Source organism: Haloarcula sp. NS06 (genome assembly GCF_051122755.1).
In the GTDB taxonomy this organism is placed as follows: Archaea; Halobacteriota; Halobacteria; order Halobacteriales; family Haloarculaceae; genus Haloarcula.
This window is the reverse complement of the sequence record NZ_CP184844.1, coordinates 1,941,580-1,960,468: the sequence shown is the minus strand read 5'-3', so window position 1 is coordinate 1,960,468 and position 18,889 is coordinate 1,941,580. Positions and strand designations below refer to the sequence as shown.

Genomic DNA, 18,889 nt, shown 5'->3' with positions numbered 1-18,889 from the left:
CGACCGATCTCTCAGATACCCTGGCTCATGAGGTGACTGCGTAGCAGGTCTGCCTCCTTGCTCCCGGCGACGGGGTTCACAAGGACCACGACATCGTCATCATCGAAGGCCCCGTCGTCGGCCAGCGCCCGCGCGCCAGCGATTGCCGTCCCGCCGGTCGCACCGGTTTCCGGACCCATCTCACAGCCGTCGACCGCGCCGGCCAGAATGTCCTTGTCAGAGACAGCGACGCCGTCGCCGCCCGAGCGGTCGAGCGAGTCAAGTGCCGCAACGCCAGCGGCAGGGTCGGGGACCTCAAGCGGGCCGACGATGGTGTCGGGGTGTTCGATGGACACCGGTTCGCTCACACCCTCACTTGCGGCATCAGCGATGGCGGCCGTCGAATCCGGCTGAGCAGCGTAGATTCGTGGTACTGAGTCCGTCAGGCCACTATCAGTGGCCGCCCGGAAGCCGTGTTCGAGACCGACGAGTGTCTCGCCATGGCCGGTGGGGTGGACTACCGCGTCGGGGGCCGTCCAGTCGAGGTCATCGGCCGTCTCGAACGCGACGGATCTGGCTCCCTCGATGCGGAACGGATGGCCGGGCGCGACCGGAACCCAGCCATCGGAGGCGTCGGTCAGTTCATCCTCGAACACTGAGACAGCGTCGTCGTACCGGCCCTCAACGACACGCATGTCGCCGCCATGGACGTTCACCATCGCCTTGTTGAGGAATGGGCAGCGTGAAGGGACGAACCCCTTTGATTCGATGCCGGCGCGAGCCGCGTAGGCGGCGCTGGACTGTGCGCCGTTCCCCGTCGATGGCGTCGCGACGCGCTCGGCTCCGCGCTGAGCGGCAGCGGTGACAGCGAGCGAGAGCTTGCGGTCGCCCAGCGAGGCCGTCGGATTACGCCCCTCGTCTTTGACGTACACCGAGTCGACGCCAAGTTCCTCGGCCAAGTCCGGCACCGGGACTAGCGGCGTCGCCCCTTCGCTGAGCGAGACCGTCGCGTCTCCCGGGAACGGCCGAAGCGGCTCGTACCGGCCCGGTCCCGTCGCATCGGGCAGCGCCTCTGGCGTCAAGTCCGGAACGTCGTAGTCACCGACGAGAACCCCGCCACAGTCGGGACAGCGGTCGGCCGTGCTGTCGGTTTCCGCGCCACACGCCGTGCAGATGAGGCCGCGAAACGCCGCAGTCGTCTCCATGGCTTTCCCTGTGGACGGGACAACCAAGTGTGGTCCGGTCCCGCTTCAGCACGCTCTTGTCCCGGGCGGCCAAAGGAGCGGACATGACAGATGTCGTCGTCGCCGGCGGGGACTCGCCGGGCTGGTCGCCGCTCGCCACTTGGCGGAGTCGGGTCAGGACGTGACCGTCTTCGAACAGGCGTCCGAGGTCGGGGGTCGAGTCCAGACAGCCCACGAGGACGGCTACACGTTCGACCGCGGATTTCAGGTCATGTTCACCGCCTACCCTGCGGCGAAGCGGGAACTCGATATTGAGGCGCTGGCTCCACGAACGTTCACGCCGGGGGCCACTATCGCCAGCCCGAACCACCGTTCGGTGCTGTCGGACCCGCTCCGCAATCCCTCGGCAGCACCACAGACGCTGCTCAACACGGACGTTCGCACGGCCGACAAGCTCAGGCTGTTCCGGCTCCAGCGCGAATTGGCCGGCATCGAGCCCGTCGAACTGCTCTCTCGGGGGGAACGACTATCCGGGAATACCTCGCCGACTACGGATTCTCGAAGCGGTTCGTCGAGCGGTTCGCCGCGCCGTTCTACGGCGGCATCACGCTCGACCGCTCGCTGGGAACGGACAGCAGCATCTTCGAGTACACCTACAAGATGCTGAGCGAGGGCGAGATATTCGTCCCCGCCGACGGGATGCAGGCGATGCCGCGACAGCTCGCCGACCGCGCTCGCTCGGCGGGCGCGACCATCGAAACCGACGCGGCCGTGACAGACTTGGAGACCCATGAGGGGGAGGTCACTGCCGAGGTAGGCAGCGAGACAGTGACAGCTGAAAGCGCCGTCGTCGCGACGGACCCGCAGACTGCGGCGGAGCTGACGAACATCGACGCGATTCCAACCGAGCCCGTCGGCTGTGTCACCCAGTACTTTGCGCTCCCGACCAACCGTGCGCCGACGACCGGACAGCGCATTATCCTCAACGCGGCGGACGACCGACCGAACACCGTCGCGCCGCTGTCGGCCGTTGCCAGTGAGTACGCGCCCGCCGGCATGGAGTTATACAGCGCCACGTTCCTCGGAACGCCGGAAGAAGACGACGCGGAACTGGCCGCTGAAGTCCGGGCGGCGCTGCAGTCGTGGTATCCGAACGCGAGCTTCGAGGCGATGGAACTGCTCCGGACCGACCGCGTCCCGCTCTCACAGTTCGCCCAGCCGCCGGGGTATCGGGGCTCGCTCCCGGACCCGACAGCGCCGGAGGGCAACGCCGTCTTGGCCGGCGACTACACCCGCTGGTCGGCGATACAGGGTGCGCTGGAAAGCGGCAAGGTCGCCGCTGATCTGCTGCGATAACAGGCCTGCCGATACAGATACAGCGCTCAAATGGACGGCGGTCTATGCGGCTGGACCGCCGCTATTCGTGTTTCCCTCGTTGTCGTCGTGCCCCTCCCCCTTGAGGACTTCAGAGACGTACTTTATTGTCGCGAAGTACAGCAGCAGTAGCGAGAGCAGCGTAATCGCGATGAGACCCAGCGCGATTTCTGTCTGAACCATATTCCAGCGTCCACCGTCGTCGCTCAAATACTTACCGTTATAGCATGCGCCGGAACTCACCCAGCGGCGGGAACGACAGGGTCTCGCGCCCGCTCTCGTCCCAAACCACTGGCTCCAGTCGGTCAGAATCGGTGACGAGCGGGGACTGAAAGTCGCCGGCCCGCATCTCGTTGACCTCGACGCCGGCGTTCAGCCTGTTGAATGACGGGAGCATCACGACGTCGCTGCCACGGTATTGACCGCTCCCGACAAGGTAGCAGGGTTGGCGTTGCCCCTCGATGTTGATTGTCGGATGGTCATGCCCGACGATGTAGCGGTCGGCGTCGACTTCAGGGGCCTCGTGGCCGTGGCAAACGACGGTGTCGCTGATCCGGTATGCCGTCTCAGTCGGGCCATCCCACACGCTGTCGAGCATCGTGTCGTGGTTACCCGGCGTCACAAGCAGGCGTGCCCCGACCGCCTGACAGGCGCTTTTCGAGCCCCGCCACGGTACTCTCGACCGAGCGGGGGATTGTCTGGAACGAGTGGAGGAGGTCGCCGGCGATAACGACCTCCGCTGGGTCGTGGCGCTCAACGAGTGACTGGAACCGCTGGACCATGTCCGAGCCGGACCCGACCGGAAGTTCGAGGTTCCCGCCAGTACCCCGGCCGACGTGGAGGTCGGCGACGACGAGCGTGTCCCTGAGCAGGAGCGCCCGGTCGTCGTAGCTGGCTGTCATCGCCGTCCAGTCGGCGCTGGCGAGGCTTATATTGTCGGTCATGGCGATGAGCCACATCGCAGGTGTCTGGACCACAGCCGAATAGCTTGGCCTGACAGTGTCGGTGGTATTTTTACCTGCGACTCCCGTGACTCCTGTATGGTCGACGTCCTGGAGAACAAGCGGGCCGCGACGCGGTTTCGGGTCCTCGTGGAGATTGCCGAGCGCCAGCCCGCAGTGAGTCAGGGCGAAATCGCCGACGCTGTCGGCGTGACGAGCCAGGCCGTCAGCGAGTACATCCGCGAACTCGTCGACGATGGCCTCGTCGAGAAGGAAGGGCGGTCGCGCTACCGCGTCACCAAAGAGGGCGTCGACTGGGTGTTCCAGTCCGCCACCGACGTGCGCCGGTTCGCCGACCACGTCACCGACGACGTGCTCGGCAGTGTCCAGGAGGACGCCGCCATCGCCACGGCGGATCTGGAAGAAGGAGAGACGGTGACACTCTCGCTGTCGGACGGCCTGTTGCACGCCGACCCCGGCGGCGGCGACGCGACGGGCGTGACGACAACCAGCGCCGCGGAGGGCGAGGTCGTCGGCGTCACCGGCTTCGAGGGCGTCATCGATCTTAACCCGGGTCACGTTAGCGTCATCCAGGTCCCGCCGGTACGGTCGGGGCCGGTCGAGAACATCGACGAGATCGCTGTGGCCTGTGCGGACGTCCCCATCGTCACCGCAGCGGGCGTCGAGTCCGTCGTTGCGCTCCGCGATGCCGACATCGAACCGACAACGCATTTCGCGGCGGGAGAGGTGGCCGCCGCCGCCGCATCGCGGGGACTTGATGCTGTCGTCGTCGCGACACAGGACACCGTTGGGCGTGTGACCGACGCGCTTCGCGACGCGAGCGTCGACTACGACGTGACGCAGTGACCCGCGAGTAGCGGGACTTTTCCGGTCGGCTGCCGTCGGGACAGCCATGAGCGACAACGAGATCCGTGACGCTGTCGAGGCGTTCCTGAACGAAGCCGACGACGCCTACGGTGAGTACGAGCAGGGGTATACCGACGCTGATGCGACACTCAGGCGACTGGAGACAGCTATCGAGGAACTGCGGACAGCGAGTGAGGAGTAGGACGCCGTCCATCGTCGGGCGAACAATATTGTAGGATTAGGTTCATGTAGCTCGTATGACTGATGTGGTTCTGGTCGACGGCGCACGCACTGCACACGGTGAACTGCTGGGAGGGCTTGCAGACCGAAGCGCGATAGCGCTTGGCAGTGCAGCTGTCGAGGGACTGCTCAACCGGACCAGCGTCGATGAAGACAGTGTCGACTGGGTTGGCCTTGGAAACGCGGTGCAGGCCGGCGTCGGTCAGGTCCCGGCCAGACAGGTCGTCGTCGAATCGCCGCTCCCTGACGATGTCGCCGCGACGACACTGAACGAGGCGTCGGGGTCGGGACTGCGAGCAATCACGACCGCCGCCGACCGTATTGAGGCCGGTCGGGCATCGGTGTGTCTCGCCGGCGGCATGGAGTCGATGTCGAACGCGCCGTATCTCGTCCCGGACATGCGTGGCGGTCGCCGCCACGGAAACAGCGAACTCGTCGATGCGATGATCTGGGACTCGCTGTGGGACAAACACTACGACGCGCATATGGGCATGCTGACAGAGGAACTCGCCGCCGAGCACGGCATCAGTCGCGAGGCCCAGGACGCGTACGCTCGGCGGAGCAATCATCGAGCCGGTGAGGCTATCCGGTCCGCGAAGTTCACCGAGGAACTCGTTCCCGTAGAAACAGCGGCCGGGCTTGTAACCGAGGACGAAGGGCCGCATCCAGACACGACGATGGATAAGCTGGCGGCGCTCCCACCGGCTTTTGCGGACGATGGGACAATCACCGCCGGCAACGCCTCGAAGCTTTCTGACGGGGCAGGTGCGGTGGTACTGGCCGATGCTGAGACAGTTGAGCGCGAGGGACTGGGGCCGATGGCCCACGTCGAGGACTACGCGGTTGCCTACCGCGACCCGTCGGAGTTCTCTATCGCCGTCCGCGACGTCGTTGCAAAGCTGCTGGAGCGCAACGACCTCACCGTGGCCGACGTGGACCACTTCGAACTCAACGAGGCCTTCGCCGCGCAGATGGTATACGTCGCCGACGAACTCGATATCCCCGCCGAGAAGCACAACCCGCTCGGCGGCGCGGTGGCGCTCGGCCACCCAATCGGGGCCAGCGGTGGGATCCTCACGACCACGATGCTGTATGCGATGGAGCGAGCGGACCATCACCGCGGCATCGTGGGGATGAGTGTCGGCGGTGGCGGGGCGATTGCGATGTCTGTGGTGCGCTGAGGAGCCGCCAACGACGAGGCGGATGACCGTCTCCCCGCCACGGCGTGGTGACGCTGGAGGCACCGAGAGTTGAGCGCGGCCGGGGAATCGGGAAGAATTATCGGGCCGGCCGCCCCCAGAGAAAGTATGACTGGATTCTCCCGGCGGGTAGAGCAGGTATCGATCTCGGGCATCCGCGAAGTGTTCGAGGCGGCGGGCGAGGACGCTATCAACCTCGGCCTGGGTCAGCCGGACTTCCCGACGCCGCAGCATGCCCGCGAAGCGGCTGTCGAGGCAATTCAGGCGGGAGAGGTCGACGCTTACACGTCGAACAAGGGGACTGAGGAACTCCGAGAAGCCATCGCCGCCAAACACGAGCGGGATAACGACCTCGACGTCGACCCCGGAGACATCATTGCCACGTCGGGTGGGAGCGAGGCGCTGCATATCGCGCTGGAAGCCCACGTTGATGCGGGACAGGAGGTTATCTTCCCAGACCCGGGATTCGTCTCCTACGACGCCCTGACACACCTCTCAGGCGGGACGCCGCGGCCCGTCCCACTGCGCGAGGATCTCACGATGGCCCCCGAGATAGTCGAGGAGGCCATCACCGACGACACGGCGGCGTTCGTCGTGAACTCGCCCGCGAACCCGACCGGGGCAGTGCAGTCCCCCGAGGACATGCGAGAGTTCGCCCGTATCGCCGATGAGCACGACGTACTGTGTATCTCCGACGAGGTGTACGAACACCAGGTGTTCGAGGGCGAGCACCGCTCGCCGGCGGAGTTCAGTGACACGGGCAACGTCGTCATCGTCAACGCCTGCTCGAAGGCGTACTCGATGACTGGCTGGCGGCTCGGCTGGGTCACCGGGGCGACGGACCGCATCGAGCGGATGCTGCGGGTCCACCAGTACGCACAGGCCTGTGCGTCGGCCCCGGCACAGTACGCCGCCGAGGCGGCGCTGACCGGGCCACAGGAGCCCGTCGCGGAGATGCGCGAGGCGTTCCAAGAGCGCCGCGACGTGCTGCTGGATGGCCTCGACGAGATGGGACTGGACTGTCCCACGCCCAAGGGCGCGTTCTACGCGATGCCGAAGGTTCCCGACGGCTGGGTGGACGAGGTCATCGACCGCGGGGTCGTGGTCGTACCCGGCGACGCCTTCGGCGAGCATGGCACGGGCTACGCCCGCATCTCCTACGCAACGGATATGGCGACGCTGAAGGAAGCCATCGGTATCATGGCCGACGCGACGGCGGCGGTCCGCTGAGCGCTCGCAAGCGAGTGGGCCCGCGGACAGTCGTCCCGAAATTGGAACAGTCTCGGAAGAGAGTGCGAAGAAACGCTTTATTTGCCGCCTGTCTTGACTCGCGTATCCCATCGTGGTATATGAATCAAAGTCCAGCGCACTGTTCGACGGGGAGAGACAGGACTATACGACGGGCAGACACAGTTCCCGGGAGGACAGTGGGATGGAGAAAGCGCTCTGGTATCTGCTGACGGCGACACGCGGCGGTGCCAACCGGGCGCGTATCATCGATGCTCTCTCGGACCGACCGATGAACGCCAACGAACTCGCCGACGAACTCGACGTGGGCTACAAGACGATCAGACATCACATGGAACAGCTAGAGGACCACGACGTGGTCGAATCCGGCGACGAAGAGTACGCCAAACTCTACTTCCTGACCGACCGGTTCGACAACTACCGTGACACCTTCGAAGAAATCGTGGAGAAGATGGACGAATGAGGGGACAAACCACCATCCGGACCGTGGCCAGCCAACAGGAGCGGTGGTGCTGATGGCGATGGGACCGCTCATCACCGCCGCAGCCATCGTTGGCGGGCTTAACGTCCTATTGTTGCTCCCACTGCTGGGCGTCTGGGTCCGCAACTACGCGACGTTCCGGACGGGACTCGTCGCCGGCCTCATCGCTTTCGCCGTCGCGATGCTCGCCGAGAACGCCATCGCTGTCTACTTTTTCTTCTCGATGCAGAGCTTCTACGCCGGCGACCCACACGTCCAGCAAGCTGTACTGGTCCTGCGCTCGTTACAGTTCGTCGCGATTGCTGGACTGAGCTACACCACGCTTCGGTAGCGCGATACCATAGCAGTATGCTAGGGCTTTCAGCCTCCGATCACAGTGCTGTACCGCTACAGAGGCGAACACGTTCGGGGCAAGCGCCTGACTGGCGGAGACCGTTGTCGGACGTATGAGCACAGATCACCAAGAATCGGTACAGGAACTCGACGTCCGAGATGTCGACGGGGAACCGTTCGAACAGATTATGAGCGCCCTCGACGCTGTCAGCGAAAGCGAGGCGCTCCGGTTGGTGAACAGTTTCGAACCGGTGCCGCTGTACGACGTCCTCATAAAAAAAGGGTACCAGTACGACACGGAACAAATCGCCGACGAAGAGTGGCACGTCACGATCAGGCCGGAGTGAGATGCGACCCGAGCGTGCCTCGCGGTGGTTCGTCACCGCCAGCGCGCTGTTTTTCATCGGCTTCCACGCCGCGATGGCGGTCGCAGCGCCCCGCCGCGTGGTCGTCACGCTCGGTCTGTACGGGTTCGTCCTGCACGTCCTGTTCGGGAAGGCTTACGCGCTTGTGCCGTCGTACTTCGATCGGGACCTCGCGTGGGAACTGGGGCCTGCCGTCCAGTTCCCGCTGTCCGTCCTCGGCACAACAGGGCTGGCGCTTACACCGCTCGGTCCACCGTGGCTCCGACCAGTCGGGACTGCGCTCTGGGCCGGCGGCGTCGCAGTGTTTCTCAGCACGCTAGGATGGACAATTCGCGACAACGTCACTGGCGTGGCAACAGGGACCGGCGGTCCAAACGCCCACAGGGAGCCGGTCGACCGGACTGCCAACGTCGCAGTCCCGATAGCGCTCGGCTACCTCGCACTTGCGACCGGTGGTGCGCTCGTTACCGTCGCCGGCTTCGGGTCGGTACTCCCCCAACAACTGTCGCACTTGCTCGCTACGGGGACAGCCGCGCTGTTCGTCTTCGGCGTCGGTTTCCGGCTGTTTCCCCGGTTTCTGGTTGCCGAAGCGCCGCGACCGATCGTTACGGTAGTCATCGCTGCCGGCGCTGTCGGTCCCGCATTGCTCGGCTTCGGGCTGTTCGAACCCGGACTTCTCCTCGTCGGTGGCGTCATCGAGGCTATCGCGGTCGCAGGATTCACGCTGTCATATCTGGTCCTGTTCCTGCGGTCGGAGCGCCGTCGAGTCGGGTTCTACGCGGTGCTACTGGCAGTGGTGTTCGGGGTCGTCGGTATCGGACTCGGACTGATTATCGCCGCAACCGGTCGGGACCCGGCGCTGGTCAGCGCACACTATCGGGCGATGTTGGCGGGCTTTCTCGGACTCACTGTGGTCGGGGCGACGTTCCAGTTCTATCCGCCGGCCGTCGGCGTCTGGCCCTACGCTGATGACCGGACTGCGCTGCTGTCGATTGGGCTGCTTGGTGGTGGACTCGGCATACAACTACTCGGTCTCATCGGTCGGTTCGGCTGGATGAGATCAGTCGGCACAGTGGCTGGCGTTGTCGGCGCACTCTGCTATACGTATCTCCTGTTAGCGGCATTCGCTCGCCGATGGCAGTAGGAGCTCCCCGTCACGAGCCTACTCCGCGACAATGCTGTCGAGCAGTTTCGTCTGGGCGGCGGCGAGGTGTTCCGCGAACGTCGAGACAGAGATATCCAGTTCCGCCGCCACGTCGCCAGCGTTGGCTCCTTTCGGATACTCGAAGTACCCCATCTCAACGGCGGTTTCGAGCACTTCTTGCTGCCGGTCGGTGAGTTTACTTCGGTCGACAAGAATCGAGTCCACCGGGTCAACGTCGCCGTTCCGCCGCATCGATCGGAGCGAGACGCCGTCATACAGTTCTTTCAGCCGCGTCACGATAGCGCGAACCCGGTCGACATCGGGAACGTGGAAGGTCAGGTGGAGCTGTCCGCCCTCGGCACGGATATCCGCGACCGGACAGTCATATGTTTCGACCGCCTCGCAGACGCACTCAGTTCGCGACCGAGAAAACTGGTAGCGCGTCCCATTGCCTGTCGCGAACACTTTGTCCATGTCTTCCCGTGCTTCGATTTCCCCGTCGTCAGTGTCCGTGGCGGTGAACTCTTCGATGACTTGCCCGTCTGCATCTGGGCTGCTTCGGGCGACATCGGTCACTGCCGTGCCCGCCTCATCTGAGACGCTCGCCACTGGACAGGCCCCGGGGGTGTCGACCGACAGCTCCACTCTGATGCCGGAGTCGCTCATATGAGATACTGTGACACCACGTTACAAAACGGGCGAGGCGCGTTCCCACGGAGTGAAAAACCCCCTCAATCTGCTGGGTGCTGATCGGGAACCGATCCCTCGAACCCATCCGGCTGGTAGTCACACAGCGGGTCCGCAGCCAGCGGGTCCCCTGTCGTCGCATACGCCCGCGACCGGCTGCCGCCACAGACTGTTCGGTATCGACAGGCCCCGCATTTGCCCGTCAGCGCGTCATCATCCCTGAGTTGCTGGAACAGGGATGACTCCCGATAGATGTCTACGACGCTTTCCTCGCGGACGCTACCAGCCGATTTCGGCAGGAACCCGGAGGGGAACACCTCGCCGGTGTGGCTCACGAAGGCGAATCCCTTGCCAGCGCGAATGCCCCTCCGGCGTTTGAGCCCGCTGGCCCCCTCCTCCTGATTCTGCATCGCGACCCGCCGGTAGTGGGGCGCTTCAGTCGTCTTGAGGCCGAACGGGGCCTCGTCGCTGACCTCGTGGAGCCACGACAGCACGCGCTCCGCTCGCTCGGGATCAATCGGCGTCAACACTCGCCCGCGGCCGACCGGAACGAGGAAAAACACCGACCACAGCACCGCGTCGAGGTCCGCAACGAGGTTCCGGATAGCCGGCAGTTGCTCGACCGTTTCTGCACTGACGGTGGTGTTGATCTGCAGTGGAATATCGAGGTCACGAGCCGCCTCGGCGGCCTCCATCGTCGCCTCGAAGCTCCCGGACTCACCCCGGAAGGTATCATGAGACTCGCTGTCGCCGCCGTCGATGGACAGGGCCAGCCGCCGGAGTCCGGCGTCGTCGAGTTCGATTAGTCGGTCTCGCGTGATGGAGTTCGTCCCGCTGGGCGTCAGCGTCATCCGAAGCCCCTGCTCGGTCCCGTAGTCGACGAGTTCCGGGAGATCTTCCCGAGCGAGCGGGTCCCCGCCCGAGAGGACGACCAGTTGGCCGTCGCCAAAGTCGCGGGCCTGATCCAGCAGTGCCTTCCCCTCTGCCGTCGAGAGTTCGTCGGGATGTCGGCGGGGTTGGGCGTCGGCCCGGCAGTGTTTGCAAGCCAGTTCACAGGCCTGTGTCACTTCCCAGATCAGCACAAGCGGCTGCTCGTCAAGGTCGAGTTTCCCGCGCATCTATGCCTCCCGGTGGACGCGGGTAACGTGGCCCCCACAGCCACACTGCTGGACGTACTCCGTTGTGATCGTCTCACCGAACGCTTCCTCCAGCGCGTCGAACAGATAGGTTTCCGGGTGGCCGTGGTCGGCGTGGCTCACCAGATTGACGTGATTCCCAGCCGTCGTCATCTCGACGGCGTCGATGGACTGTTCGACGACCAAGTCGGAGTCTTCGGCGTGTGCGGGCGTCTCCAGGTTCGCCGACCAGGAGTTGTCGTGAACCTCGGTCGTGACCGGCGACACGTCCTCGTGGGAGTGGCTCATATGTACCCGTTATCGGCGGGCGTCCCTCGGTCCTCTCCCGAAGATGTTCGGGTTACTATACACACCGGATAGCAGAGAGTCGATCTCCGAACAGCCGCTATCACACGTCCCGCTACGACACCTGATCGACGAGCCAGTCGAACTGCTTGTTCAGTTCCTTCTTGCGCTGTCGCGAGATCACGGTCGAATCGATCATCTCGCCGAGGACCGGGAGGTCGAGTGCGCTGTACTCCGTCGTCGCCGTGACTTCGGTCCCGCCGTCGACGGCCTCGACGGTGTATTCTGTCATCATTGACTCAAAGATACCTTGCTGCTGCTCGTACCGCAGCACTGTGTCAGTCTCGACGATTTCGAGGTCCAGTTCGATTTCGAAGAGTCCGACGCGGTTCGTGATGCCGAGGTCGTCGCCGTCGAGTGTTACCTCGTCGAACCCTGCCGCAAGCATAAACGGCTCCACGTCAGTTATGAGGGCAGTGACTGTTTCTGGATCGGCCGGGACCATCTGGGTCAGTGAGACACGCTCCATACCAGACGGCCAGTGGCCGGCGGAATAAGCGTTCGCCATACCCGGAGATGTTCGACGCTGTGGTTTTGACCGGCTTAGCCTCGTGTTGACAGCGTGTGACAGTACGCCCCAAGTTTCTTATCCTCACCCAAACTAAACGAACATGTTCGGGAATATCGCCGCGGGGGTTGGGCGAATATATTCGGATACACCAATGCCACACGCTGAACTCACGCTCACGATTCCGGAGGAGATTTGGATCGGCGACGTCTCGCGAGCGTACGACGACGCGACGTTTCGCATCCTGTCTGCGCTCCCCGGCGAGGACTCCGGTGTCGGGTTAGCGGAGATCACATCGGACGACCTCCCAGCGGTTCTCCGTGATATTGAAAATCGCGAGTCGGTCACGACTCTTGAGATACTCTCTCACCGGGACGACAGCGCACTGGTGCAGTTCGAGACCTCGATGCCACTCCTGCTCTTCCCGGTGCAGGGCTCGGGTGTCCCGCTTGAGATGCCGTTTACCCTGTCCAACGGCGAAGCCGTCTGGGAGATATCAGCGCCACAGGAGCGGCTCTCCGAACTCGGCGAGCAACTGGAAGAGTTCGGTATCTCATTCAATGTTGACCGCATCCAGCAACACCTCGAAACCGAGCAGATACTCACTGATAGCCAACTGGAGCTGGTTCAAGAGGCCATCGACGCGGGCTACTACGACACGCCACGGGAGTGCTCGCTGACGGAACTGGCGGACCGCGTCGGTATCGCGAAGTCGACCTGCAGCGAGACGCTCCACCGCGCGGAGGAACAGATACTCAAGCAGTTCGTTTCGGACCTCCCCGCGCGGTGACGGGAAGTCGAAGCGCGTAATACGCGCCTCTGTGAGAGGTACGACATATGAGTTCCGACGCGGTCGACGAGACGCACGAAAACGCCCGACAGGAGGTTATCGCGGTAGACGCCGACGACAACAAGGAAGGGCTGGTCAATCGGCTGGACGCCCACACCGGCGAGGGAGTCCGCCACCGCGCGTTCACCGCCCTGCTGTTCGACGAGAACGACCGAATCCTGCTCGCACAGCGCGCGGCAAACAAACGCCTCTGGGATACGCACTGGGACGGCACCGTCGCCTCCCACCCCGTCGAAGGCCAGACACAGGTCGAAGCCACCGAGGAACGGCTCGAAGAGGAACTGGGTATCGACCCTTCACAGTACCAGAATCTCCGCGTGACCGATCGGTTCGAGTACAAGCGCTACTACGAGAACGCCGGCCTCGAATGGGAAGTCTGTGCGGTCTTGCAGGCCACGCTCCACGACACCTCACTGGAACCGAATCCCGAGGAGGTCGACGGCCTCATGTGGGTTCCCTACGAGCGACTCCGCGAACACCCCGAGTACTACCGTCAGCTCCGCCTCTGTCCATGGTTCGAAATTGCGATGCGCCGGGACGAGGAACGGTAACGCCGACGCTCACTGACAGCACGGTCGACAGGTATTGCAGTGACGCCACCCTGACCCGCCCTCTTTTCGGCCCCGCCGCCTAACCCCGGGTATGGACGTTCCGCTGTACGACTCCCTTGACGGTCAGATCGTGCTCGTCACCGGAGCCACGCGGGGCATCGGGAAGGCAATCGCCGACAGGCTGGTCGACCTCGACGCGACGGTGTACGCCGGCGCTCGTGATACTGACGACATCGCGGCTACGGACCGCCACGCTATCGAACTCGACGTGACCGACGACGGGATGGTCGCCGCGGTCGACCGCATCGAGCGCGAGCAGGGCCGGCTCGACGTGCTGATCAACAACGCTGGTGTGATGGACTCACGGGAGCCGCTCGATGAGATGCCGACCGATGTTATCGACCACACCCTCGACACGAATCTCCGGGGAGCGGTGCTCATGACGAAGTATGCCCTCCCGCTGTTGCTGGCCGAGGCGGGCGGCCGCGTCGTCACCATGTCCTCCGGGCTGGGCGCTATCACCGAGAGCCAGTCAGGCGGCACGCCGGCCTACCGCATCTCGAAGACAGGCGTCAACGGGCTGACGAAGTACCTCGACGGCGAGTACGCGGCCGACGGCCTCATCGCCAACTCGGTGTGTCCGGGCTACGTTCAGACGGACATGACTGAGGGGAGCGCCCCACGAACGCCCGAAAAAGGGGCTGAAACACCAGTCTGGCTCGCTCGGTTCCGACCCGATGCGCCAAGCGGGCGGTTCTGGCGCGACAGAGCTGAAATCGAGTGGTAGCAGCCGCGATCAATCAGCGTTCTCGCTGTGGGCCGCCGCTGATACGTCCGTCGCGTGGGCTGGCTCAGCCGCCGGCAGTTGCAGTTCCACAGTCGTTCCCGGCTCGTCCGTGTCGGGGAACGACATCCGGCCGCCAAGGTTCCGGACGATCCAGTTGACGAGCCAGAGCCCAACGCCGGAACCGTGTTTGAGCGGCGTTTCGGTCCCCGAGCGGATGACCTCACGCTCGTGATCTGTGATACCGGGACCGTTGTCATGAACGGCCACACGGACGCCCGGCGTTCCATCGGCCCGTGTCGCCGTGATTTCGACCGCGACTGGCCCCGCATCGGTCGCCTGATGTTCGACAGCGTTCTCGACAAGTTCCTCCAGCGCGATGAGGACCGATGGACCACCCCGTATCCAGAGATCATCCTCGCAGGTGAGCGTGATCGCCACGTCAGGATGGCGGCCCTGCGCATCGTTCATGACCGAGTCCAGCAGTTTCTGAAGCGGTGTCGAGCTGTGCTGTTCGGTCTCTAGAGCCTCCGTGACTCGGCCAATCTTGTTACTGCGATCGACGATGTCGTCGACCGTGCTGATAATACGGTTGAGTCGTTCGCGTTCGTCGGCGTCGGCCGTATCCCTGAGCAGGTCCGCGTTCCCCTTGACGACGTTCATTTCGTTTCGGATATCGTGACGGAGCAAGCGGTTGAGCACGTCCAGTCGTTGCTCGCGCTGTCGGCGGTCTGTGATATCCCGAAGGCTGATAAGATGGCCCGAGACAACGCCGTACGCGCGGTACAGCGGTATCACGCGCACGTCGTAGTAGCGGACGCTGCCGTCGCGTTCGAGGGCCGTCTCGGTTTGCGTTCGCTCACCGGGGTCAGGGACCGTCTCGGCAAGTGCCGGTGACGTATGCGGTAGCGAGTGGCCCAGAAGCGAGTTCTGGTCTCCGTCGAACAGCGCCGTGGCGGCCGCATTGACATCGACGATGCGGCGCTCGTCGTCGACAATGATGACGAAGTCGTCCATTTCCGTGAAGATAGCTTCCCGACCCAGTTCCCGGGTCACCGGCGCCACATCAAGTAGTTGCCCGCGGAGGATGGCGACCGAGAGGACGGCCCCCGACGCGACGTACCCGAGACTCGTCGGGTTGAACGGAGTCGGTACCGCACCGAGCACGAACAGCGTCTGGACGACCGTCGGGACGGCGATGGCGAGCAACAATGCGACCCCTTGGCCCTGAAACACCTGGTTCGACCGGAACAGCATCCGCAACAGGAGGACACCGCCGGCGAGAATCAACAGCAGTATGTAGGACATGTGCCCCCAGTACATGACTTCGTACGCGGGAGCGAGGGCTACCGACGATGCGGAGACGGATTGTGTCCCGTGGCCGGACCAGATGAGTTCGTGGGCGTGATTCGACCACACGAGCGTGACAAACACCGCCGGTTCGACGAGCAACAGCGCTGTTCGGCGCTGCGTGAGCCAGTGTGGGTGCCCCGTGTACTCGATAACCGTCACGAGCCACGCGACAGGGATGATTACTGAGAGCGTCAGCTGTGCCTGAACGAGGCGCTCCATGGTGGATAACCCCGGCACAGCGAGTTCGATACCGTACGCAACAGCCCAGAGGCTCGCCGCGACGACGAACACTGCCAGCGGTCCTGCCCCTGGCCGGTCCCGGTGGAGCCACACCAGAAAGGCGACAGCCATACCGACAACACCCGACAATAAAACGACAGTAAGCGGCGACAGGACCATTCAGTAGCCTAGCAAAGGCGTCCCTGACATAACTATTCTCGGTCACTTCGACTGCGAACGGAGCGCAGACCAGACCGCAAGCGCACCGAGTGCGAACGCCGGAACAAGCGGGAGCGTGAGATAGGCGTCCCGGAGCGTGAGCCCGAAGTTACTGATGACGGTCTGGGCGGCCGGCAAGAGCAAAATTGCGCCAGGAACGAGGAGGAACGCCACGCCAATCATCCCGACCAGAATCCAGCCGCTCGTTCCGAACTCGGGACCGTCGGCGGCTTCCGTGCCCGTTTCACTGTCCGCACGTGACATCTCTGTGGACTGTGGCTCCGTGTCAGGGCGATGGACGTAGCCGGACTCGTCGTCAGCCATCGGCACGCACCCCGTCGCACCTGCTCGAACGGTGCGTCACGATGGGCCCACCTCCAGTAATACCGACGGAACAACGTGGCTGCATATTTCGGAGTCAGGCAAGCGTGCGCAAAACGCTAACGGTCCCGCTACTGCGACAGACCGGGTGCTTCCTGGCGTGAGATGTCACGCAGGCTCATCCGGTGGCCGCTGTCGGAAACGTGTGCGTCCCGCTGCCCCTCCGCGACCGACGAGTCTTCGTAGAGTCCCTCGAACGCACACTCATGGCAGACGACGTGGTATCTCTCAGCCATACATTTTCTTTCTTCTTGCTATATTTTAAGCGTATCGGTTTCAGATATTATATGTATTGCAGTTCCGCAAACAGTCGTCAGGGTATTTATTCACCGCAGCCGATGGAGTAGTATGGTGGATTTCCAGTCCCGTGACACACGCCGGGGTCCGACTGACGGGGAGGACGAGGAGATAGATGAGGCCGAGACGGGGGACGACGAGGAATCCGCAGCAGCCGAGACTGACGACGCGGCCACTAGTTCGGAACCCACCGAAGCAGCGGATACAGCGACGAGGAATGACGACAGAGTCCCAAATGAGGCTGACAGCCCAGATACCTCTGGAACGGATGATACCGCAGAGAACAGTGACGAGTCTACCTCGGAGCCCGAAACTGACAGCTCTGTGACGGAGCGAATCGACGAGGCGGCGGATCACAGTGCGGACAGCCAATCAACGGCTGAAACACAGGACGCTGAAGTGACTGCCGAGGCGACACAGAGACCTGACGAGGGCCCACAGGAAGAACCCCACACTGAGACCCGATCAGCCGCTCAGTCGGGGGAGAAAGCAGCGGTTCAGACGACGGATGAGACGACAGCGCAGACAGCCACCCAGACAGACGCGGCGCAGGAGCAGTCGGTTGCCACTGCCGTCGTCACGGTCGGGACAGCGACAGAGGAAGGCGACCCGACGGGCGAGGCGGTGGAGACAGCACTCGAAGCGACCGGCCAGACAGTCACAGCCCGTGAGCGCCTTCGAGGAGACTACGACGGCATCCAGGAAGCCGTCGACCGACTGGTCGGGCGTGACGACGTTGCAGTCGTCGTCACTGCCGGTGGCCTCGGTGTCGCCCCGTCGGAGCAGACGCTCGAAGCGGTCCACCCGTTGTTCGAGAAGGCCCTGCCGGGATTTGAGGAGGTGTACCGGGGCCTTCTTTTCGAGCAACAGGGGACCAGTGTCATCGCTGTCCGCGCGACGGCCGGAATAGCCGACGGGACACCAGTGTTTTGCCTGCCCGCAGACCCAGCGGCGGCCCGTGTCGCTATCGACGAGATCATCGCGGCGGAGGCCCCATCCCTTGTCGCTGAATTGTCCTGACCTACAGCCGGCGGATGCATGTTATCAGTCTTGTGTCCGTTTACCCGGCTTAACGTGATATTTGCCGGTTCGATCCGGGCCACCAATTTTTCCGATGCCGACGGCTTGTACTTCTAGATATCGGCCGTTTAAACGGATAAATCGCCGTGAAAGGTCGTTAACTGCGCCCCCCATTGAAGTGAAGACAGTCCACAGGACCGGGTGTCATGTCCGATCGCAACGCGACACGACGCGGCGTGCTCAAAGGTATCGGCGCGACAGCTGCGGCTGCACTGGGTGGGGCGGCCCTCTCCGGGACGGTTGCGGCGGCCGGTCCCTGGGAGTCCGTCGAGTCCCCGACCGGGAACACCCTCCACGATGTCGAGTACACTACGGCCGGTGCGTACGCGGTGGCGGGTGGTGGTATCGTCCTCGAACGAACTAGTACGGGCTGGCAGAAGGTCATCGGCGGCGGCCCGACTGGCAACGGCAACAGCCTCTACGGGGCCGACGTGACCGACGACGGCAAGGCCCTCTGGTTCGTCGGCGCGTCGGGCGCTATCGGCGAGTACGACGTGGAGTCGGGCGTCCTCACCGACCACAGCGCCCCGATGGACGTCACCAACAACTTCAACGACGTGTCCGTGACCGGCACCGCCGGCGAGGCGAACGTCTACGTCGCCGGCGACTCGGGCAAGATGTACTACAGCTTCGAGAACGGCGCGAGTGAGACGTGGGACTACACCACACCCGGGTCCGGGTCAGCCATCAACGCCGTCGACTTCCACGGGGTTCGCTCGGGCCACATCGTCGACGGCAACAAGAGCGTCTTCGTCACCGATGACGGCGCAACGTGGAACAAGATCGGCCTCGCCGATGCCAACGTCAACTTCTACGGCGTCGACTCCGACGGCCCGGACGACGTGTGGGTCTCTGGCGGTGGCGGCATGATATTCCACTGGAACGGCTCCGAGTGGATGCCGACTGACACCGGCGACGCCGGCCTGCGCGACATCGAGGTCACCGACGACGACAGTACTGGCTACACGGTCGGTGGCGGCGGCAAGGTGTACGCCCTCAGCGGTGGCGACTGGACACAGGAGGAGACTCCTGCCGGCGAGAACCTGAAGGCCGTCGTCCGGGGCGGCACCGACATCGCGGTCGGTTCTGGCGGGACTATCCTCGAGAAGTGACGCCACAGTAGC

22 protein-coding genes and 2 pseudogenes are annotated in these 18,889 nt (G+C 63.8%); 14 read left to right on the top strand and 10 right to left on the bottom strand.

Going from position 1 to position 18,889, the window contains the following annotated elements; all coding sequences use genetic code 11:
* Nucleotides 1–11: 11 nt before the first annotated feature.
* The gene (locus ACODNH_RS13975) at nt 12–1,184 is read right to left on the bottom strand and encodes a threonine synthase (RefSeq protein ID WP_306705134.1); all 1,173 of its coding nucleotides are present in this window, start codon (nt 1,182–1,184) and stop codon (nt 12–14) included.
* Between the two features lie 83 nt (nt 1,185–1,267).
* Between ACODNH_RS13975 and ACODNH_RS13970 the strand changes: the two are divergent.
* Nucleotides 1,268–2,519, top strand: a pseudogene (locus ACODNH_RS13970) (NAD(P)/FAD-dependent oxidoreductase).
* A 42-nt stretch (nt 2,520–2,561) separates the two neighbouring features.
* On the opposite strand, the gene ACODNH_RS13965 reads toward ACODNH_RS13970, so the two are convergent.
* Both ACODNH_RS13965 and ACODNH_RS13960 read right to left on the bottom strand, forming a co-directional pair.
* Nucleotides 2,562–2,720, bottom strand: a complete 159-nt coding sequence (locus ACODNH_RS13965) for a hypothetical protein (protein WP_195156681.1) — start codon at nt 2,718–2,720, stop codon at nt 2,562–2,564.
* 37 nt (nt 2,721–2,757) lie between these two features.
* Nucleotides 2,758–3,496 (bottom strand): annotated as a pseudogene (locus ACODNH_RS13960) (metallophosphoesterase).
* 81 nt (nt 3,497–3,577) lie between these two features.
* Between ACODNH_RS13960 and ACODNH_RS13955 the strand changes: the two are divergent.
* The 8 genes from ACODNH_RS13955 to ACODNH_RS13920 all read left to right on the top strand — a co-directional run bounded on the left by ACODNH_RS13955 (nt 3,578) and on the right by ACODNH_RS13920 (nt 9,355).
* Nucleotides 3,578–4,345 carry a MarR family transcriptional regulator gene (locus ACODNH_RS13955; protein WP_306705128.1) on the top strand — a complete coding sequence of 256 codons (768 nt, stop codon included), beginning with the start codon at nt 3,578–3,580 and terminating at the stop codon, nt 4,343–4,345.
* Between the two features lie 46 nt (nt 4,346–4,391).
* On the top strand, nt 4,392–4,547 hold the full coding sequence (locus ACODNH_RS13950; RefSeq protein ID WP_306705126.1) for a hypothetical protein: 156 nt from the start codon (nt 4,392–4,394) through the stop codon (nt 4,545–4,547).
* A 55-nt stretch (nt 4,548–4,602) separates the two neighbouring features.
* Nucleotides 4,603–5,766, top strand: coding sequence for a thiolase family protein (locus ACODNH_RS13945; protein ID WP_434530451.1), 1,164 nt, complete (start codon nt 4,603–4,605; stop codon nt 5,764–5,766).
* Between the two features lie 126 nt (nt 5,767–5,892).
* Nucleotides 5,893–7,014 (top strand): pyridoxal phosphate-dependent aminotransferase, encoded by a 1,122-nt coding sequence (locus ACODNH_RS13940; RefSeq protein ID WP_434530450.1) that lies wholly within the window; start codon nt 5,893–5,895, stop codon nt 7,012–7,014.
* Nucleotides 7,015–7,216: 202 nt separating this feature from the next.
* Complete coding sequence (locus ACODNH_RS13935; protein ID WP_004593670.1) at nt 7,217–7,495, top strand: ArsR/SmtB family transcription factor; 279 nt, start codon at nt 7,217–7,219, stop codon at nt 7,493–7,495.
* A 52-nt stretch (nt 7,496–7,547) separates the two neighbouring features.
* Nucleotides 7,548–7,844: a hypothetical protein gene (locus ACODNH_RS13930; protein ID WP_005535777.1), complete on the top strand. Its 297-nt coding sequence runs from the start codon at nt 7,548–7,550 to the stop codon at nt 7,842–7,844.
* A 115-nt stretch (nt 7,845–7,959) separates the two neighbouring features.
* Nucleotides 7,960–8,193 carry a DUF2249 domain-containing protein gene (locus ACODNH_RS13925; protein WP_306705115.1) on the top strand — a complete coding sequence of 78 codons (234 nt, stop codon included), beginning with the start codon at nt 7,960–7,962 and terminating at the stop codon, nt 8,191–8,193.
* A gap of 1 nt (nt 8,194) precedes the next feature.
* Nucleotides 8,195–9,355: a hypothetical protein gene (locus tag ACODNH_RS13920; protein WP_306705113.1), complete on the top strand. Its 1,161-nt coding sequence runs from the start codon at nt 8,195–8,197 to the stop codon at nt 9,353–9,355.
* An 18-nt stretch (nt 9,356–9,373) separates the two neighbouring features.
* Here ACODNH_RS13920 and ACODNH_RS13915 read toward each other — a convergent pair whose 3' ends face one another.
* The 4 genes from ACODNH_RS13915 to ACODNH_RS13900 all read right to left on the bottom strand — a co-directional run bounded on the left by ACODNH_RS13915 (nt 9,374) and on the right by ACODNH_RS13900 (nt 11,992).
* Nucleotides 9,374–10,021 (bottom strand): helix-turn-helix domain-containing protein, encoded by a 648-nt coding sequence (locus ACODNH_RS13915; protein WP_306705111.1) that lies wholly within the window; start codon nt 10,019–10,021, stop codon nt 9,374–9,376.
* Between the two features lie 65 nt (nt 10,022–10,086).
* Nucleotides 10,087–11,160 (bottom strand): radical SAM protein, encoded by a 1,074-nt coding sequence (locus ACODNH_RS13910; RefSeq protein WP_306705109.1) that lies wholly within the window; start codon nt 11,158–11,160, stop codon nt 10,087–10,089.
* Complete coding sequence (locus ACODNH_RS13905) at nt 11,161–11,466, bottom strand: CGCGG family putative rSAM-modified RiPP protein (protein ID WP_434530449.1); 306 nt, start codon at nt 11,464–11,466, stop codon at nt 11,161–11,163.
* Nucleotides 11,467–11,578: 112 nt separating this feature from the next.
* The gene (locus ACODNH_RS13900; RefSeq protein ID WP_306705105.1) at nt 11,579–11,992 is read right to left on the bottom strand and encodes an SRPBCC family protein; all 414 of its coding nucleotides are present in this window, start codon (nt 11,990–11,992) and stop codon (nt 11,579–11,581) included.
* A gap of 193 nt (nt 11,993–12,185) precedes the next feature.
* On the opposite strand from ACODNH_RS13900, the gene ACODNH_RS13895 reads away from it, so the two are divergent.
* From ACODNH_RS13895 to ACODNH_RS13885, 3 genes are all read left to right on the top strand, one after another.
* Nucleotides 12,186–12,821: a helix-turn-helix domain-containing protein gene (locus ACODNH_RS13895; RefSeq protein ID WP_306705103.1), complete on the top strand. Its 636-nt coding sequence runs from the start codon at nt 12,186–12,188 to the stop codon at nt 12,819–12,821.
* 47 nt (nt 12,822–12,868) lie between these two features.
* Nucleotides 12,869–13,432 (top strand): NUDIX hydrolase, encoded by a 564-nt coding sequence (locus tag ACODNH_RS13890; protein WP_306705101.1) that lies wholly within the window; start codon nt 12,869–12,871, stop codon nt 13,430–13,432.
* 91 nt (nt 13,433–13,523) lie between these two features.
* A complete protein-coding gene (locus ACODNH_RS13885; protein WP_306705099.1) occupies nt 13,524–14,219 on the top strand; it encodes an SDR family NAD(P)-dependent oxidoreductase in 696 nt (231 codons plus the stop codon).
* Nucleotides 14,220–14,228: 9 nt separating this feature from the next.
* On the opposite strand, the gene ACODNH_RS13880 is transcribed toward ACODNH_RS13885, so the two are convergent.
* The 3 genes from ACODNH_RS13880 to ACODNH_RS13870 form a co-directional block, all read right to left on the bottom strand.
* The gene (locus ACODNH_RS13880) at nt 14,229–15,968 is read right to left on the bottom strand and encodes a histidine kinase N-terminal 7TM domain-containing protein (RefSeq protein WP_434530448.1); all 1,740 of its coding nucleotides are present in this window, start codon (nt 15,966–15,968) and stop codon (nt 14,229–14,231) included.
* A gap of 42 nt (nt 15,969–16,010) precedes the next feature.
* Nucleotides 16,011–16,331, bottom strand: a complete 321-nt coding sequence (locus ACODNH_RS13875) for a hypothetical protein (RefSeq protein WP_434530447.1) — start codon at nt 16,329–16,331, stop codon at nt 16,011–16,013.
* A gap of 128 nt (nt 16,332–16,459) precedes the next feature.
* The gene (locus ACODNH_RS13870; RefSeq protein ID WP_434530446.1) at nt 16,460–16,624 is read right to left on the bottom strand and encodes a hypothetical protein; all 165 of its coding nucleotides are present in this window, start codon (nt 16,622–16,624) and stop codon (nt 16,460–16,462) included.
* A 112-nt stretch (nt 16,625–16,736) separates the two neighbouring features.
* On the opposite strand from ACODNH_RS13870, the gene ACODNH_RS13865 reads away from it, so the two are divergent.
* Together ACODNH_RS13865 and ACODNH_RS13860 are read left to right on the top strand one after the other, a co-directional pair.
* Entirely contained in the window at nt 16,737–17,705 is a 969-nt protein-coding gene (locus tag ACODNH_RS13865) for a molybdopterin-binding protein (RefSeq protein ID WP_434530445.1), read from the top strand.
* 206 nt (nt 17,706–17,911) lie between these two features.
* Entirely contained in the window at nt 17,912–18,877 is a 966-nt protein-coding gene (locus tag ACODNH_RS13860) for a WD40/YVTN/BNR-like repeat-containing protein (RefSeq protein ID WP_434530444.1), read from the top strand.
* The last annotated feature ends 12 nt before the right edge of the window (nt 18,878–18,889 follow it).